Annotated in this window: 22 protein-coding genes; 1 reads left to right on the top strand and 21 read right to left on the bottom strand. The window is 50.5% G+C overall.

Going from position 1 to position 17,475, the window contains the following annotated elements; translation table 11 throughout:
- Positions 1-370, bottom strand: a 370-nt coding sequence (locus PZE06_RS29900; RefSeq protein ID WP_151026037.1) for a sigma factor-like helix-turn-helix DNA-binding protein, incomplete at its 3' end; no start/stop codon positions are given.
- 65 nt (positions 371-435) lie between these two features.
- Here PZE06_RS29900 and PZE06_RS23495 point away from each other — a divergent pair.
- A complete protein-coding gene (locus PZE06_RS23495; RefSeq protein ID WP_151026038.1) occupies positions 436-807 on the top strand; it encodes a hypothetical protein in 372 nt (123 codons plus the stop codon).
- On the opposite strand, the gene dcm is transcribed toward PZE06_RS23495, so the two are convergent.
- The 20 genes from dcm to PZE06_RS23395 all read right to left on the bottom strand — a co-directional run bounded on the left by dcm (position 787) and on the right by PZE06_RS23395 (position 17,383).
- Positions 787-2,385 (bottom strand): DNA (cytosine-5-)-methyltransferase, encoded by a 1,599-nt coding sequence (dcm, locus tag PZE06_RS23490; protein WP_151026039.1) that lies wholly within the window; start codon positions 2,383-2,385, stop codon positions 787-789. The two genes, PZE06_RS23495 and dcm, sit on opposite strands and share 21 nt — an antisense overlap.
- 12 nt (positions 2,386-2,397) lie before the next feature.
- The gene (locus tag PZE06_RS23485; protein WP_225310799.1) at positions 2,398-2,982 is read right to left on the bottom strand and encodes a deoxynucleotide monophosphate kinase family protein; all 585 of its coding nucleotides are present in this window, start codon (positions 2,980-2,982) and stop codon (positions 2,398-2,400) included.
- On the bottom strand, positions 2,979-3,779 hold the full coding sequence (locus PZE06_RS23480; RefSeq protein ID WP_151026040.1) for a hypothetical protein: 801 nt from the start codon (positions 3,777-3,779) through the stop codon (positions 2,979-2,981). The genes PZE06_RS23485 and PZE06_RS23480 overlap by 4 nt, the downstream gene beginning before the upstream one ends.
- Complete coding sequence (locus PZE06_RS23475; RefSeq protein ID WP_263641580.1) at positions 3,779-3,985, bottom strand: 3D domain-containing protein; 207 nt, start codon at positions 3,983-3,985, stop codon at positions 3,779-3,781. Before PZE06_RS23475 ends, PZE06_RS23480 begins: the two co-directional genes overlap by 1 nt.
- Positions 3,986-4,301: 316 nt before the next feature.
- Complete coding sequence (locus PZE06_RS23470; protein ID WP_151026041.1) at positions 4,302-4,856, bottom strand: dUTP diphosphatase; 555 nt, start codon at positions 4,854-4,856, stop codon at positions 4,302-4,304.
- Positions 4,857-5,147 (bottom strand): hypothetical protein, encoded by a 291-nt coding sequence (locus tag PZE06_RS23465; protein ID WP_151026042.1) that lies wholly within the window; start codon positions 5,145-5,147, stop codon positions 4,857-4,859. It abuts the gene before it with no gap.
- A gap of 21 nt (positions 5,148-5,168) precedes the next feature.
- Positions 5,169-7,694: a vitamin B12-dependent ribonucleotide reductase gene (locus PZE06_RS23460; RefSeq protein WP_151026043.1), complete on the bottom strand. Its 2,526-nt coding sequence runs from the start codon at positions 7,692-7,694 to the stop codon at positions 5,169-5,171.
- A complete protein-coding gene (locus PZE06_RS23455; RefSeq protein WP_151026044.1) occupies positions 7,678-7,863 on the bottom strand; it encodes a hypothetical protein in 186 nt (61 codons plus the stop codon). The genes PZE06_RS23460 and PZE06_RS23455 overlap by 17 nt, the downstream gene beginning before the upstream one ends.
- Positions 7,860-8,090: a hypothetical protein gene (locus PZE06_RS23450; RefSeq protein WP_275792068.1), complete on the bottom strand. Its 231-nt coding sequence runs from the start codon at positions 8,088-8,090 to the stop codon at positions 7,860-7,862. Before PZE06_RS23450 ends, PZE06_RS23455 begins: the two co-directional genes overlap by 4 nt.
- Positions 8,087-8,587, bottom strand: coding sequence for a crossover junction endodeoxyribonuclease RuvC (locus tag PZE06_RS23445; RefSeq protein WP_275792067.1), 501 nt, complete (start codon positions 8,585-8,587; stop codon positions 8,087-8,089). Before PZE06_RS23445 ends, PZE06_RS23450 begins: the two co-directional genes overlap by 4 nt.
- Complete coding sequence (locus PZE06_RS23440; protein ID WP_151026046.1) at positions 8,584-8,781, bottom strand: hypothetical protein; 198 nt, start codon at positions 8,779-8,781, stop codon at positions 8,584-8,586. Before PZE06_RS23440 ends, PZE06_RS23445 begins: the two co-directional genes overlap by 4 nt.
- The gene (locus PZE06_RS23435) at positions 8,781-9,758 is read right to left on the bottom strand and encodes a hypothetical protein (RefSeq protein ID WP_151026047.1); all 978 of its coding nucleotides are present in this window, start codon (positions 9,756-9,758) and stop codon (positions 8,781-8,783) included. Before PZE06_RS23435 ends, PZE06_RS23440 begins: the two co-directional genes overlap by 1 nt.
- On the bottom strand, positions 9,759-9,977 hold the full coding sequence (locus PZE06_RS23430; protein WP_151026048.1) for a hypothetical protein: 219 nt from the start codon (positions 9,975-9,977) through the stop codon (positions 9,759-9,761). It abuts the gene before it with no gap.
- Positions 9,977-10,255, bottom strand: coding sequence for a hypothetical protein (locus tag PZE06_RS23425; protein ID WP_151026049.1), 279 nt, complete (start codon positions 10,253-10,255; stop codon positions 9,977-9,979). Before PZE06_RS23425 ends, PZE06_RS23430 begins: the two co-directional genes overlap by 1 nt.
- 4 nt (positions 10,256-10,259) lie before the next feature.
- Complete coding sequence (locus PZE06_RS23420) at positions 10,260-10,535, bottom strand: hypothetical protein (RefSeq protein WP_151026050.1); 276 nt, start codon at positions 10,533-10,535, stop codon at positions 10,260-10,262.
- Complete coding sequence (locus PZE06_RS23415) at positions 10,508-11,497, bottom strand: DNA-methyltransferase (protein ID WP_151026051.1); 990 nt, start codon at positions 11,495-11,497, stop codon at positions 10,508-10,510. Before PZE06_RS23415 ends, PZE06_RS23420 begins: the two co-directional genes overlap by 28 nt.
- A gap of 58 nt (positions 11,498-11,555) precedes the next feature.
- Positions 11,556-12,935 (bottom strand): helicase-related protein, encoded by a 1,380-nt coding sequence (locus PZE06_RS23410; protein ID WP_151026052.1) that lies wholly within the window; start codon positions 12,933-12,935, stop codon positions 11,556-11,558.
- A complete protein-coding gene (locus PZE06_RS23405) occupies positions 12,919-15,156 on the bottom strand; it encodes a DNA polymerase (protein WP_225310802.1) in 2,238 nt (745 codons plus the stop codon). The genes PZE06_RS23410 and PZE06_RS23405 overlap by 17 nt, the downstream gene beginning before the upstream one ends.
- 203 nt (positions 15,157-15,359) lie before the next feature.
- Entirely contained in the window at positions 15,360-16,973 is a 1,614-nt protein-coding gene (locus tag PZE06_RS23400; protein ID WP_151026053.1) for a hypothetical protein, read from the bottom strand.
- Positions 16,973-17,383: a hypothetical protein gene (locus PZE06_RS23395; RefSeq protein WP_151026054.1), complete on the bottom strand. Its 411-nt coding sequence runs from the start codon at positions 17,381-17,383 to the stop codon at positions 16,973-16,975. The genes PZE06_RS23400 and PZE06_RS23395 overlap by 1 nt, the downstream gene beginning before the upstream one ends.
- Positions 17,384-17,475: the final 92 nt, after the last annotated feature.

The following is a 17,475-nucleotide window of genomic DNA, read 5'->3' as shown; positions in this document are numbered from 1 at the left end:
CCATTCTCGCCCATGCCTCGTACACTCGCGCCACCTTCGCAAGCGCCACCGTTACCAACCGATTGACCGTCTGTTTGCTCACGCGCAACTTGTGCGCCACGTCCACTTGCGCCATGTCGTCGAAAAAGACCATGCGTAGGGCTTCGCGTTGGCGTTCCGTTAAGTTTGCGTTTGCCATCGCGCTACGCATGTCGATAAGTATCACGACCGCGTCATAGTCGCCGGCATACTGGCGGGCTTGCAGCGCATGGTAGTCGCCGAGCAGTAGCCGGACGCCCTCGGCGCTGTCTAGCGCATGGTAGCGTGATTCGAGCGTGCGTTCTTTCGCGTTTAAATCCGTTTTAACTGCTCCGATATTGAATCGCCTCACTTTCGTTGCAATTTGCGTTTATTCGTGCGATAATAACGTAAAATATCGTTAAAGGACGTGATTATATGCCGTTTGAACCGTTACAAATCGCCAGTCGAGGCGGTGTTGCGCTGTCCATCGACCGATTGCGCCGTATCCGCCTGTCGACCGCCGCGATGAAAGAACTCGGACTGACCACGTTTACGCCCGTCGTGGTTAGCGTTGACGTTGAAAATAAGCGCCTCGGCGTTGTAAAACAAGAACTTGCGCGCGTGCCCAACGCGTCGGTCGTGCGTCCGGACAAGCGCGGCTACCTCGGAGTGGCGACCGGAAAGCTAGCCGTGGATAAACTCGCGCTAAGCGAAGCCGACTTACCGGCAAAGTTTGCGTATATTGGGCGCGTTGACGAAGGCGCCGTGTTTTGGGAAACGTTTGAATTAGTCGCAAATAAACGGTAGTAGGCGCCTGCCCAACGCGTCTATTACGTTTGCCGTGACGGCGTTGCCCGCCATTTTATAAAGTTGCGAATTCGAAATGCCGTTTGCCGCCAGCTTATCGAATTCCGCGTCCGCGAACCCTTGAAGGCGGAAGCACTCGCGTGGTGTTAATTTGCGTATGCGATAGCGTGGTTGATCTTCGGTTTTAGTGCCGATTGCCACGCCGTGCTTATCTTGCGCCGTAAGTGTGAACGCTTCTTCGCCGTCGTCCTTAAATCTGCGTCCGTTTTGGCGTTTATCAACGCGGTCGGGAGTTAAGACGGGTCGAACTTCTTTTATATGAGTCCGACGCCCTTTTCCGATTCCACCAGGAGCGATACCTTTCGTATAGTTAGCGTCGATGCAATATGACAGATTATCACCGGACGCGATTTCTTTCATTTCCGCAATTTTAGGCTCGCGATGCCCTCCGCCCATTGTCGTTAGTGTTGGCGAAACTCCCGTCGTCGTGTAGCCGCGACGAATATCTTCATGACCCTTTAAGTCGACGTGTCCGAGCATTTGCGGAATATCATCGCCTTCAAGTTTCAGTACAGTAGAACTTGCGTTAATTCTCGCACACTGCGCTGTCAATGTAGGTGCGATTTCGTCTACCTCCGCACAGTTATACGGATTAAACAATTCAGGTACATAACCGTTTTTATCGTAAAACTTCTCATACTGTTTAAGCGCACTATCGCAATTTTCAATGTGCCCTCTAGGCTCAACTAGGTGCTGGTGATTCAAACATGACCGCAAAGTTCCCGATTCTTCACGAAGCCTAAAGCCACTTTGAGCTTGTTGAATGATAGACGTGCCGTTGCCGACATCAGATTGATGCTTCTCTTCCAACTGTGCCACTAATTTCGCCGTCTTTTCTTCGCTCAAATAATACTTTTCATCGACTTCGGTTTCAAGAATATCTCGTAATCTTGTCGTTACTTCGATTTGTTCGGGATAGTCGAAGTTAAACGTCTTGACTCCGTCCAGTTGCGCTATTCTTCGTTTGCCTTTCGCAACAACATCCGTCCGCTTACCGATTTCCCACGCTTGAGGTACGATTAAGTCATCGCGAATAGCTACGATAAATATACGCTCGCGATTCTGTGGTACTCCGAAATACTTCGAGTTGAGGACTTCGAAATCGACCGTATAGCCGATGTCGTTTAGCGTTTGGACTATCGTGTCTAGCGTTCTTCCTCCGTCATGCCCGACGAGTCCTTTCACGTTTTCGAGTAGCATTGCCTTCGGTTTCTTTTCCGCCGCTATTCTAGCAATCTCGAAAAATAACGTTCCGCGCGTGTCATCGAAGCCGAGGCGCTTGCCTGCGACCGAGAACGACTGGCACGGAAACCCGCCGACAAGCAAATCGTGGTCGGGAACGGCAGACGCTTCGACTTTCGTGACGTCGCCGACTGTCGGATGCCCGTAAAGGATTTCGTACGCTTGATTCGCAAACTTGTCGATTTCCGACGCCATTACGCAAGTGCCTCCGAGTTTGTTCAGCGCTTGCTCAAATCCGCCAATACCGCTGAATAATGATACATATTTAAACGCCATCCAATCCGCCCCTTATTCGTTTATTTGCGCCATCACCGCGTCGACTTTCGCTCGTAATTCCTCGACCGTCCCATCGTTAGCAATCTCGTAATCTACCGCGAACCCATCAACGTGCAGCTCCGTTTCATGCTCGAAATCGTCCGCCGTAAAGTAGTCGCCAGCCTGTTCCGCCCGTTGCCTGCGCACGTCGTCCGGCGCTGTGACGCGAATAATCGTAAAGCCATTCCGTCGAGCCCATTCGTATTCGTTTGGCTGGCGTAAATCGGTGATGACAACGCCAATGTGGTGGTCGTGCGTACTACGATAGTCCACAATACCTTCGACTTTGCGCTCGACGTGCTTGACCCAAACGTCGCCGTCAATTTGACGCATGAGTTGCCCGAATTGCTGATATAGCGCACGCGGCTTCGATAGAATGCCGACGTCGGGAAATGTTTCGTGTGCTAGGCGTTTTAGTGCGTCGCCAAACGAAACCTTGTCGAAGCCGTGCGAAATGTAAAGGTGGTGCGCGACTGTGTCCTTGCCCGAACGCATTTTGCCGGTGAGTGCGATTTTCGTAACGGTGACTTTTCGGCTGATTTCCAGTTCGTGCTTCACGGGCGCTCACTTCCGTTAGTAGCAAGTCGCTTTAACATTTCGCTCACACATTTCGCAACATCATCGCCAGGTAGTTCCGGCATATTTACGGTAATGTTGACCGTTTGTAGCTGAGTCCGCTCATCTTCAACGTGCGCTAATCGTCCGTAAAGTTCGTCGTTGCCATAACGGACGGCTTCTAGTTCCTCCGACAATTTTTCGACATTGCCTTGCGTGTCGCGTAACTGACTTTCAAGCGACGTCACTCGGCGAGCAAGATTCGCAAGCAAGTCGACCACTTCCGGCGATGCGTGGCGTGCGTCGACCGTTGGCTCGGATTTGTTAGCGATTATTGCGTCAGCAACCGGTTCGAGTACGCGGTAGTTTTCATGGTTAAGTCGTGTTTGGTCGGTATATTCTTCCGGTTCATAAACACGTATAAACTGCGATAATACACTTTTAACGGACAGTACCTCGCCAGTGTGAATCGCAAGTACCTTCTCGCCAACTTCCGCCTTGCTGTCGACTAGGCGATAGCGCTTGCCTTCGATGTGAACGATGTCGGTTGGTTCTAGCGTTTTGTAGGTGTCTCCGAGTTCATAATCGACAATATCTTCATCGCCAACTCTCGGAGTAAACTCGATTTGTTGTATATCGTGCGCAGTCTCTATTACTCTACGTATTTCGTTTGCCTTCTCGTGATTGAGTTGTGTAATCACAACATAATCCCCAACGTCCGCCTGCCGTTCCACCTCGACGTATTCGCGCTGAACACCTCCGATTGATTCGTCCGCAATTAAGTGTGTTTTTCCGCTCATCATTCCGCCTCCTTAATAATTCGTATTTTCACCGTCTGCCTGCCGAATTGTACCGCCGTGCTATGGTCGCTGACTAAATAGTCAACGATATTACCGCGTATTGCCCCGCCAGTATCGCTCGCAATCGCCCGCTCGACCTTACCGTCGGCAAAGCGAATCTCAACCGTCGTGCCTAGAGGAATTACGCTAGGGTCGGTCGCAATCACGCGCTTGCCGTCGACATGTGTACGGCTGCGAACGTCGAGTCCTGTCGCCGTAATGCCCGTGCAACCCTCCACACAGTCAGCCGTATATGCCGTTGCAGTGAACGACTTCCACTGCCGGGCTTTAAGGCGGTCAACCTCCGCCCGTAGACGTTGGATTTCAGCGTCCTTTTCGACGGCTTGCTGGCGCCATGTTTGCGCAAGTGGTGCGTGCTGTTGCGCGAGTTCAGCCGATTCGACGGACGGAATGGCGGGCGGCGGTGTGTGCGTTAGTAGATTCGTAGTTATGAGTAAATTCGCTAGTGTACCGATGGAAGCATCACCCTTTCAGTTCCGTATTTATTCCGCTACTACCGAAGCCAGCATCGCCCCTCGCCGTCTTACTCAGCGCGTCCGCTTCGATAAACCGCGCATACTCGACGCGTTTGATTACCGCTTGAGCGATGCGAGTCCCTTTCGGAATATAGTGAGTACCGCTAGGAAAACAATGCGTTTTTGCGAATGTAGTGTCGTCATTAAGGCCGTCTATGGACACGACTACATCGGTCATAGCAACGTCCCCATTTCGCTCATACAACGTTTGGAATTCGTTATCGACAATCACGCCGACCTCTCCGCGATAGCTTGCGTCAACAGTACCGAATTGCACGCGAAGCTTCGTCTTAAGAGTCACACCCGACCGTGGTCGCACTTGCAATTCGTAGCCAGCCGGCAATTCAAACGCCAAGCCCGTTGGCACCTTGACTGTTTCGCCCGGCTCAACGATGACGTCCTCGGTCGCAACTAAATCGAAGCCAGCGTCGTAGACGTGGGCATATTGCGGAATAACTGCGTCGGGGTGTAGGCGTTTAATTTTTACGTTTAATTCGTTCATCTAATTCGCCTCGCTTTCGCGTATTGTGTAAATCTTTCCGTCTTGGTCAACGATTTCGTAGCCTTGCTCGTAAACTTCGTTAAAGTCCGTTATGAGCGCCTTGTAGGTGACGTCGGGGCCACTACTAACCGTGTCATATATGCCGTATATGAACTCGCCTTCCATTCCATATTTAGCCCATTCTACGATTACCGACATAATACCGAGTGCACATACGAGGGTTACCGCCCCAATGATGATTAATATAAACCAATATATGCCCCAATGCGTCGTTTCCGCTAATATTTCCACGCTAACACCGCCTTTCCGTTTTTATAATCCGCATTTCAACTGCGCCCCACAGTTATTGCACGTATTACATCCGCCAGCGTCGATAATTTCGCCTTTTCGACAGACCGGACAAGTGTCTCCGACTTCGTTGCCGTACGTGACATCGGTTGAGCGTACGTCATTAATCGTGTCAACAAGGACTACCTTCGGCGTATCCGTTTCCTCAACCGTATTTTCCTCGGCTGTAAGCGTTAATACTTGCGCATCGCGTGAGCCGTCGACGTAAACCGTTCCGCCCTTCGCCCCGCCTTTGTACAATCGCTCGTACACCGCTTGAACTTGCTGGACGGAATATCCTTTCGGCGCGTTAACCGTTTTTGAAAGCGAACTGTCGACCCAGCGCTGTATAATACACTGTACGTCCGCATGCGCTTCCGGCGACAAGTCCATTGCGCTGACGAACCACGATGGCAAATTATTCGGGTCGGCTTCCGGATTCGCGTCGAGGTATTCTTGAACGATGCCTGCATTCACTTCGATAAACTTGCCGAGACGCCCGCTGCGGTAATATTTAAACGAGAAGTACGGTTCGAGTCCGGTGCTACATCCGACCATGCTTCCGGTAGAACCCGTAGGCGCGACCGTCAGCAAGTGCGAATTGCGGATGCCGTGCTTGAGTACGCCTTCGCGAATGTCCTCCGGCATCTTACGCATGTAGCCCGACTCGATAAAGCGCTCATAGCCGTCCTCTGCCGCTTCGAGAAATAGGAACGGCCCTTTTTCCTTCGCTAGTTCGATAGATGCGCGGTAAGCTGTCGTCGCCATAACTTCGAACACCTTATCGACAATGGCGTTACCTTCGTCGCTTCCGTATTCCGCTTCGCAATAGATTAATAGGTCGTGAAGTCCCATGACGCCCATGCCTAGACGTCGTTCTCCCAGCGCTTGTATCGTATTTTCCGGAAGGAAGTACGGCGTTGCGTCGATTACGTTATCCATTAGGCGCACGCCAATTTCGACCGTGCGTTTTAGTCGTTCATAGTCGACTGTCTTGCGCTGTTTATCCGCCATGTTTGCGAGATTAATAGCTGCGAGGTTGCAGACGGAATACGGAGCCAACGGCTGCTCTCCGCAGGGATTGGTCGCGACTACTTTCTGACCGTAAGCCATGGCGTTAGTTGCTTCGTTGGCATTGTCGATGAAGAAGATGCCTGGCTCGGCGCTGTACGTTGCGCAAATATTAATTAGATTCCATAATTCGCGCGCCTTAATCGTGCGGTACGTTTTGATGCCGAAGCCTAACCGTTCCCAATCACGTACATCGCCGTATTTGTGCCATTCGTCATCGTATAACGCCTTATCATACTCGGAGTAGTTTTCGACATCCGGAAAGCGAAGCGCATAATCTTCGTCATTTTCGACTGCTTGCATGAATTCACGCGTAATAGCAACCGAGATATTGGCGCCGGTTAAAAATTCGGGGTTGTTGACGGAATAGCGTCCGCCATCAGCGAGTAATTGTGTCGCTTGGTCATATGCCAACTCCGTAGCTTCTTCGCTTTCACTCTCCGATAAAAAGTCGAATTCTTCAACGGCTTGCTTAATTTGCTTATAGATAAGGATTTCCGTTTGTGTTAACGGTGTAAATTTCAGCTTCTCTTGCGCCAACCTTCGTATTTGTTCGTCGTTCGTCGTTTCAATTAAAAAACGAAGGATTCGCGGATTTTGCATTTTCGAAATGATAAACTCGATAATGTCCGGATGCCAGTCCGCCATCATTAGCATTTGCGCGCCCCTACGCGAGCCTCCTTGCTCGACTAAATGCGTTAATTTCGCAATGTCATCGAGCCATGAAACGGCTCCGCTCGACTTTCCGTTAACTCCTTTCGCCAATGCTCCGCGTGGTCTTAGCGTTGAGCCGTTTGTACCTACGCCACCACCGCGCGACATAATTTCCATTACTTTATTGCGGTGTTCTCCGATACCCTCGCGACTATCTTGCGGGTAAGGCATAACGTAGCAATTAAAGTAAGTAACGTCGGTGTCCGAGCCTGCTCCGTAAATAACACGACCGCCTGGCACGAAGTCGAGCGACACGAGGATTTCGTAAAAGTCGCGGAATGCTTGCTCGCGCTTGGATTCCGTTTTCTCGACCGATGCCAACCCTCGCGCATTCCTTTTCGCAATTTGCTCGTAGTAGATTTCGAGTGGTTTGTCGATACTATCTAACGGACGGGTCACGATGCCGGTTGCCACTTCGCTATCATCATCCAAGACGCCGACGAATGACTCGTCCAACTTGACGCTTACTTGCCGTTCCACCCAATTAATCGCGGTCACAAAGCCGTAGCCACGCGCCGGAAATTTCGGGTCGGTTTTGACCGTTAGCACTACGAAGTCGCCGACTTTCAGCGTTTTCTTTTCGGTGTCTTTAAACGTGTATCGGTCAAGCATAATCAAGCGCGACACGCCGTCAAATGCGAGTTGCATATCGTCCGTTACCGGAAACACTTGCGGAAACTGTGCAATGTCCGCGTTTAGTTGTTCGATGTTAATTTTTTCCGTCATCCAATCCGCTCCTTAACTGTTTAATTCCGTCAATTCCTTCTTCGACTTCCTTTTTCCGCGCCTCCAACGCCTCGTGCCGAATGTCGAGCGCGGCAAGGTCGCGGTCAATTTCGGCTAGTTCGCGCTCGAGGTCGGCGATAAGTTTGGCGTAGGTGCTGGCGAGGGTCATTGAACACGACACACCCTATCGTAATAAGCGATAATTTCTTCCTCGTCTAATTCCCTCGGTAGAAATACCGATTTTACATATGTGACAGTCCATACTCCGTAACAGTCGAGCAACACTTGATTATCTCCGCCGAACATAACGACTTTCTCAGCAGCTTGCAGCAGTCCGCTCTCATCACGGTAATAAAAATCCTCTGCATCTCGTAAAAGTTGTTCGCGATCCATCATTCCGCCCCCTTAACGATTCCATTTTCGATTAAATACGCCAGCCCAATCGCAACCGCATCGCTTTCATCGTCGCAAGCAAACTCGCCTGTGTAGCCCGTCCACCGCCTAACGGCGCTTTCAACTTCGTGCTTTTCCGCTTTGCCCTTGCCGACCACCAACCGCTTAACCTTCGATTGGCTTATCGCAGGCGTCGTGAAGTTCAAGCCGAACTTGTTAAGCGCCTTGTCGCAAGAGCCCCACGCCGAGTAAACGGGGTGCCCTTGCTTGCTCGTCCGCGCCACGAAGTCCTCGCGTACAATAGCGTCGAAAGGTTTGGCGGAATGTTTTGCGATAAACAATGTCGCCCAACTTTCGATAATCTCGGCGCGGAGTCCGTGCGGTTGGCTTGCGTTGGTTGCTACGTGCGAGACGTCGATAACGCGCGGCTTGCCGCTTTTAACTTCGACAAGTGCGATGCCTGGTCGCCCCATCGATGTGTCGAACGCGAGGACTCTCATTCTACCGCCTCAAATCCGGTAGCTTTAACGATTTTTATATTTCGTTTTGAGTACGTTTTAGAATGTGCTAACCCCCGTCTAGCACTTCCGATTGAGTCATATCCGCTTATAGACCAATTACGCCCTTTTCGGACAAATTCGATTAAGTTTCCGTCATCATCGAAAACACCTAATACGTAAAGCTCTTTCTCCATCAAACCGCCCCCTTTTCCCGCACCTCGCGGATAAATTCGAACGCATCGTAATACTCTTGCTTTTTCCAGTCCGGCAAGCCACTCCGCATCGCCCGTTTGACTTGCGCTTTTAATAGCGTGTATTCTTCGTCGGTGAGCGAAAGAGCGCATGCCGTCTTGAAATTGTTGAAAGTCCACCGCGACAAGTCGATTGCTGGCGGTGTCCCTGCGTTAATGCAACGCGTAATCTCAGCAAAGTTGTCGAGCAAGTCGTCGCGCTCCGCCTGCGTAATCTCAAAGCCAAACGCTCGAATGTCCGGCGTCGCTTCGTAATCGGCATCGCTCATCACCCACGCCTTTTTCGCAGTATTAACGTACAGGATGATGTAGTAGTCGACGTCGTACATTATCGAATAAGCTACGCATTGCTTGCGATGCCCTTCCTCCGCCTCACGCATCGAATGGAGCGACGTTTTCGCAGGCGTGGATTGCTTCGATTTTATTTCGAGCCCCACGCGAATGACTTCGCCGGTTTCCTTGTCGATGTATTGCATAATGCCGTCGCATGTGCCGTAAAGGTAAAACGTCTGCCCGTTTCGGTCAATGCGATGATTTTTCTTCGCAAAGTCCTCGAGTACTGGCGTGCCGTCGGCGTTGCGTTCGAATCGGAAAGGACAGTCGGGCAAGTTGCGTTCCATTGCGAGTACTGTGCGTTGAATCATGTCGCCGATTGCCGTTCCGATTTCTTGCCAACGCCCCTGAAATGGTGGCTTCGGGAATGCGTCCTTTTTCGCTCGCTTCGCCTTGACGTAAAGTTCTCGCGGACAGGCTTTCGCATTACTCGGCGAGAAGTACGGGCGCTTCGGCCATACTTGCGGAGGGTTTGCGTACCACGCGTGTATTTGTCGGTCTAGTTCGTTATCATACTGCTCCGGCAACGAGTACCATCGGTCTAGTTCCTGCGTAAATTCTTGCGCTATCTCGTTTATATTCGTCAATTAATCGCCCTCTTTCTGCGTATTTACTCCGCGTACTCCGTTAAATAACGTGCCAACTGTCGTAATTACAACCGCCAATACGACCGACTGCCAGTACGTTAAGCCGACGCCTAACGTCTTGAGTCCGTAAAATAAAACTGCGCCTGCACTTCCGTAAACAATCGCAATCAGCGCGAGCATTAAAATAAATGCGACGAATACCGCTAGGACGTTCTTCATTAAACCGCCACCCACTTCGTTACTGTGACTTCGCGCTTTTCGACTTCGGTTAAGTCAGCGTCGCCATAATCTTCGTATTCCCAATCGGTAAACGGCGAGCCGGAACGCGTAATGTAACCGCTATAGTGCTTCGAGCCATCCGTGAAGATTATTTGCGCCGATTGATACTTATAGTCCTGCTCGAAATCGCCTTCCTCGACGACCGTCAGCGTTACACCATCAACATCAAGTTCTTCTTCGCGCCATAATTTGATTAATTGCTTCTGCGTTAATTTCATTCGCTTACGCCCCTTTCCTACGATTAAATTGACGGCTAGCCTTCGCCTGTTTTCGCTTTGCTTTGCGTGCCTGGCGTTCCTTTGCCGATAGTTCACGGCGTATGTCGCCTGTGCCGCCACGTAAGACGGCTAGTTCGCGGAGCTTGCCCGCTTGTAGTGCACGGTGAAAATCGTATTGTTGCTTTAAATTGACTTCATTTTCGATTAAATCCGCCTTCATTCCGATTCCTCCTTTTAGTAGGCAAAGCCGGCTTAAACCGCCAGCTCTGCTTGCTCCCATTCTTCGCGCTCGATTACGGCTTGCTTCAAGTTGCGTACCGCCGTATTGTAGTAGCTTTCCTTGAGCTCAACGCCTACGAAACGTCGTCCCATTTTAATAGACTCGTAGCCTTCGGAGCCAATACCGGCAAACGGTGAAAGCACGATATCGCCCGGATTGCTCCATAATTCCACACCGCGAGCAATGACGTCTAGCTGTAACGGACAAATATGCTTTTCGTCCTTTTCTTCGCGAGCTGAACGATATTGAAGCGTATTAGACTGATTAATGTCCATCCATACCGGCGATGCGTACTTTTGCCATACGAGCACAGAACGCCACATTTCGAACGGCCATACCGGCTTGCCTTTTATCCTTAATGCCTCCGCATGCTTTTCGTATGCCTCGCGTGATACGTCGACACCTTCGCCTACAAATTCCTCGAATTCTCCGCTGATTGGCTCGATATTGTCGCCAGGCTTACGCATGGTTACGAGATAGTCCGGAATGCCTTGACGGCTCATTGCGCTGTCTTTAACGACCTGCTTATGAAGTAGACCGAGCGCTTTCGTTCGTTGCTGTGCGACGACCGGGTCTTTCCAAATGCAAACTTCGGAATGGAAGATAAAGCCCTCCGCCTCGAATGCGCGAATTAACTCGCCGCGGAAGTCGCGAATGCCGATATATCCGTGATGAGTTTTCGACGTTGGAAGATTCATACAATGGAAACTGACGAGCCGCCCCGGCATTATGACGCGGTACAGTTCCTTGATTAAATAACGGAAATGCTCGAAGAATTCGCCGTCATCTTTGCTGTTCCCCATATCGCGGTCGCTATTCGAATAAGTGTAGAGCGATGCGAACGGCGGCGAAAAGATGGAATAGTGAACGCTGTTGTCCGGAAGTCCCTTTGTTACCTCGACACAATCACCGTTATATAATGAGAAATCCTTTGTAATCGTTTGATTTAATACGTTTGCCATTCGACAACACGCTCCCTTTTTCGTTTTTATTTGACTTGCTGACTACTTATCGGTAACTTTACGCCGCAAAACATTCCTCGGTCTTTAACCACTCCGGAATAACCATCGCCATGTCCGGCTCATACTCCGTCACGTCGCGCTCAGTCGACTTAATATCGGCGCTCGTAATTTCCTTCGTGTATTGGACCATTTCGCCAACCATCTTTTTAAAGTCGTCCTCTTTGCGCTTGATATTCTCGGCGGTTGCCCCTTCGCGACTAGACGTAATCATATGCACGTTGACCGGTCGAGTCTGTCCGAATCGGTAGCAACGACGGATGGCTTGGAATACTTGCTCGAAGCTGTCCGTCAAGCCTACGAATGCCATGTCGGCGCAATGCTGCCAGTTCATCCCGAATCCGGCGATTGACGGTTTTGTAACTAAAACGCGTATCTTGCCGTTTTCAAAGTCGAGCATGGCTTGTTCCTTTTTTGCCGGCTTGTCGCTTCCTTTCACTTCGACAGCGCCCGGAATAGCCTTCGCTAGTAACTCCGATTCCACGTTCAAGTCGCACCATACAAGGAATGGGCGGTCGCTAGCGTTGACGATTTCCGCTGCCGCTTGCACGCGATCCTCTACCGTTTCCCTACGTGCTTTTTTACGTTCCATTAGCGTATTGGCGTATTCGCCTTCTACATCGATGACTTGGTCGTTAATTGTCAACGGCGGCAAGTCGTAGCCATCGTCGGGATAACCTAAGTCGCTTGGCTTTTCGAGAACTACGCCCCAACCGGCAACCCATCGCCAAAACTCGTTCTCTGCGTGTCCTTTTAAGCGCCATTTTTGCGTTGTTTTAGTATCGTTAATGAAAAACATCGAAAGCATTTCCGACCGCTTCATAACGCCGAGGAATTCCGCGTGGTTTCCGAGCTCCATATAATCGTTAGGCGCAGGCGTTGCGGTACAAGCGAGTCGGTAAGGCGTGTTTGCGAATGATTCGATAATCTGCGTTCGCACTTTTCCGGTAAATGATTTTAATATCGACGATTCATCGAGTACGATGCCCGTAAACGACTCAGCATCGAAATGTCCTAGCATTTCGTAGTTTGCGATATTCAATCCGGGATTAACGTCGGCTTGACTACGGCATAGCGTTATCGTATAGCCGAGTTCTGCTCCTTCACGAACCGTTTGAGATGCGACTGCTAACGGCGCCAATAGGAGCACGTTGCCTTTCGTTTTGCGGTGGACATTCATCGCCCATTCGATTTGCATACGCGTTTTACCGAGCCCTGTACCTGCGAAGATTGCCGCACGCCCACGACGGAGGGCCCATCGCACGATATCCTTTTGAAAGTCGAATAGACCGTCGTTGATGACTTCGCGCATAACGTTGAATCCGCTCGGTAGTATCGTTGTTTTCTTCTTATTTATAAAAGTTTCATAGTTTTGCGTCATTAAACCACTCCTCTAATGGAATTCCTTCGCCCCACCTACGCATGACCTCCACGTCCGTACCATTCGGCACTACGTCGCCCCATGCGTATGAATTCAGCATAATATCGCGAATGTCTTGCGCATCGGCTCGCGTAAAGTCCTCCGGCACCTCGAAAATTAACTCGTCATGCACCGTCGACCATAGCGACCATCCCGGCTTATTTGTGCAATACTCATGCGCTCGCAACATCGTAACTTTCGTTTGTATCGATGACGAACCTTGTACGCGAGCGTTAGTTGCCTGCCGTAGCGCTCGATTTTTCCGGCTAAAGTTCGGGTCGCCCCAACCTTTCAAGCGTAGTTTGGCGTCAGGTAATCGTCGCTTACGCGCTTGTTTGTCCGTCCAAACGAATCCGTGTTGCTCGACGAATTTTTTGTTTCCTTCAATCCACGCGTTTAACTTCGGCATCGACTCGAACAATTCCGACTGAAACTGAACGGCTGCCTTTACGTCAACACCTAGCATTTCCGCAAGCGAATACTTGCTCATTCCGTAAAGTGTCGCAAGCCATACGACCTTCATTTGCTTACGCTCTTTCGTGTCGGAGCCGTCGGCGTTCTTGTATACTTCCTCGTAAGGTCGCTTGTAGAAGTTTGACGCCATCATTGCGTACGGATCGCGTTCTTCGAGAAATGCGTTAATTAAAACAGGCTCGCCCGAAAGGTACGCCACGCAACGGATTTCTTGCGCCTTGAAGTCGGCACCTACGAGCACTTTGCCTGGAGGCGCAACGAACATCGGACGGGCTTCGGGCGGTTGATTCTGAACGTTGAATCCGTGCCCCTCCTTGTCCTCTTCGTCCTTGCCGGAACTGAACCGCCCCGTTACCGTCCCCATCGGATTGAAACGCGAATGCCATCGCTTAGTAGCCGGGTTTTGCTTTAACGGCAACGTGTCGATATAGGTGCCGGACAACTTCGTGATTTTCTTATACTCAAGCAATTTCGCCACCACTTCGAACTCTTTCGCCAACGGCTTGAGCGTTTTCTTGGCGTCCATATTCGGAAGTTCCTTGCCGATTGCTTTCGATAGAGCAGGCTTCATTTGTGGAACCGAGTTTAAGTTCAACGGTTCGTTCCCGTGGTGGTAGGGCGTCAGCGTTGCGATTAGTTCGGCGCTCAATTCCTCCGCACGTTTCCGTAACTGCTCTCCGTAATCTTTTGCGAAGTCTAGGTCGAGCACATAGCCGTTTGCCTCCAAGTCTACGATAACGTAAAGCAACGGTACTTCGACCGTTTGGTAGTATTCGAGAATCGTAGGCATTTTCGCCATGTGTGAGCGTTGAAATTTGCACAATCGCCAGGTTAGTTCGGTATCTTTCGCCGCATACACTAGCGCAATGTCTAACGGAACCTCGCGAAACTGTGCGTCACGACCGAACAGAGTATCGAAAGTATCCGACTCAACGCCGAGGTATTTCGGTGCTAGGTCTTTCAAGCGGAATGATTCCTCGTTTTCGTTGAGCAAGTGCATCGCCGTCATCGTATCCCACACGACGCCTTTTAGGTCGGAGCCGTGGCGTCGAAACATCGCAATATCGAACATTGCGTTATGAAGCACCTTGCCGATTGTTTCGTCGTACAGAACGTCTTTTAACCTCGCAAACACTTCGGCTCTATTCATATTCCGCCATGAAAACTTTTTATGTGCGGGACCATTCGTATGCTTGAACGGAATATATACGTTCCACCCTAATTCCGCGTTAGGTACGAATGAATAAGTAGGTAAGGTAAACGAAATCCCTACGATTTCATCCGTGTAAACATCGACGCCAGTGGTTTCAGTGTCGACCGCTATTTCTTTCTCACGCTTGAGCCCTTCGATAACCCTGTCGAGGTCGACGTCGTACATAATTAGAGAGTAATTCGCGGGCGTCTCCTCGACCATCTTGCGCAAAGTGTCCTCGCGTTGACGTTCCGCAAGTTCTCGCCAAAGCCGAAGCGCCTCCGCCTTGCTGAATCGTTTAGCAGAATCGGAGGGATGTCTGCCTAACACACCCTCCGCCATTGCCGTCTTGACTGCGACTAGCCGTTCATGGTCGGTCGCGCTGTTTTTCATCGATAAGATGCGCCGCCACGCGTCATCCATCGTTTCCGTCGCCTTTGCCTTGCGGTCTGCCGCCGCTTTGACCCTCGCTGTTGCATCGCCGTCAGTTTGCGTCTTGTTTAATCGCAATTTCAAATCGCATCACCTCGTTACCAACTCGACGTGCCCCGCCTTGAGCATATACGCCATGAAGCACGCATCGTCGCAATAGTAACCGCCATCCACGCGGTCGAATAACACCGTTTCGCCTGCGTAAATTTCTGCGTCGCACGCCTCGCATTTGCCTGCTTTGTGCTGAGGCTCGGGCGGCGTCGTTTTCCATCGGTCATATGCGTCCATTAGTCGTCAGCTCCGTCGCGGTCAAATCTGCGTTCGACTGGCGTAATTAGTTTCAGTTGAATTTTCGGAAGCATGTATACGTATTGATTTTTCGAGTTATCATACACGCTACCTCCCCTAACTCGAGATACTTCGAATAAGGTTCCGACGGGTAACGCCGCCGGACTTTTGATAACTTCGACAATGTCGCCCTTCTTGAACTCGTTCGGCTTGCGTCCGATTTTCGCCCAGCGCGCCGCGGTCGCCTTTTCTTCGGCTTGGCGCTTGGCTTCCGCCACTTCTTCGTCGGTTGCTTTGACGAGTTGCTCTTTTGGAACGTTCTGACTCATTCCGTCAGTTAAACGTTTGACTCGAAGATTACCGTGATAACCGCTATTTCCAATTACCTCGACGATATTACCGTCTGATAGTTGGTGGTAGGTTGTTGCGTTGACTACTTTTGCATAATCACCTACTTTTAACAATTGTTTAGTCGCCTCTTCTTCCGTCACTTTAACGAGATTTTCAGCGTAAAAATAATCGTGGTCGCTTCTGTCCAGTTTATCGACTCGGTATTCATCAGGACCGCCTTTCCCATTTACGACTTTTCCGTACTCACCTACGTCCACACCTCCAAATTGTCCGGCTGACACGACTTTAACGAAATCTCCGACTTGTAATTTCGGCGCAACCGGCGCATAAACCTTAACGTTGGATGGCGTGCGTTTATCGATATTGGAGTACACAGGTAATTCGTCGCCCTCGTTATCGATTACGCAAATATCGTCGTCTACCGGTCCGTAAGCCTTGCCATTGGTAAAGTATTGACTTGTTGTTTCCGTAAACACCACGACATCGCCCGGCTGTGCCTTGCGGTCAACTAGCGTATATTCGGCGCCGTTGTGCGTAAGGGTGGTCGTAGGATTTTCGCCACTAATAAGTTCATAGTCCTCAATGCGCTCCCATTCCTCGTATTTTCCTTCGATATAGGTGAATCCATCACTATGTGCGTAGAACTCATACCCACTGCCCAGTCCAAACGTACGGTGTGTCGGCTGATAAGCGTACACTTCGACAATCTTTCCGTTATGCTTATTCCGAACCACATCTCCCTTTTTCCACTTAGTAGTAGCTCTCACCTTTTCGTATACTTCGAACTCTTCATCGTAGGGATCGTATTCATCGCCTGCATCGTCGATAATCTGCGGGTCGCCTGCGCTATCTACTTCGATAATTTCATAATATTTTCCGACTGTTAGGTCGCTGTTGTCCGGGCCGCTAAACTTAACGAAGTCGCCCGCCTTTGGCTCGCGGTCAGTAACGAGGACATATTCGCTTGTTGGCGATTGGTCGGCGCTGATTTTGCGGAAGTATACGAACTTCTCCAACTCCTCCGCAACATACGGTAGACTCCCAACATCATCCGCAAACTCCAACCGACCATTAGCATTTGCTGTTATCGGATAAAACTCGCCAATCTTTGCGTAGATACAGTCGTCTTTAATACGCAACCCTAAATCGCCAGATTTACCGCCTTTTACGCCCGCCCTTTTGTACACCGCTCCGTCATACTCAACCTTCGTAATTTCGCCGTTTACCATATCTAACGTTTTAACGCCGTTTAGTTTCGCCATTACGCGCCAACTCCTTCTCGATTTAATGCGATAGGCAACTCGACCCACCGTTTGCTTGCCCGTGCTTCGCTCGCCCAATATTCGCCAATGCCGCGATTTTCGAAATACCACACGCGGGGCGCTTCGCCTTCGTTTCCCAACACGCCAATAATATAATCAGCGTCGGACTTTTCGTAAGGAACGCCGCGCCCATTCTTCGCATATACAACGAGTTCGCCTTTGCGGTCGTCGCGCGTGCGAATCGTCTTACATTGAAACGTTTTCCATTCCTTCGTCAACGGGTCGCGAGCGCTAATGTCGAACGACTCGTCCGTTTCCGACTTACTGACCGCCTCCCACCCGTTTGCGATTAACGCAGCACGGGCGATGAGTTCGGAGTATTTACCGACTATTTCTGTGATATGTGCCAATTATCTCGCCTCCAATACGCTGTTCATGTTGACGAAATTCAACGCCGATAAAAGTAGCGCACAGCCAATCGTGACTGCGTCCGGCTCGAATA

It is taken from the genome of Robertmurraya sp. DFI.2.37 (genome assembly GCF_029211245.1).
GTDB lineage: Bacteria > Bacillota > Bacilli > Bacillales > Cytobacillaceae > Robertmurraya > Robertmurraya methanolica_A.
The sequence above is the reverse complement of the archived record's forward strand: the minus strand, read 5'-3'. Positions and strand labels throughout refer to the sequence as shown.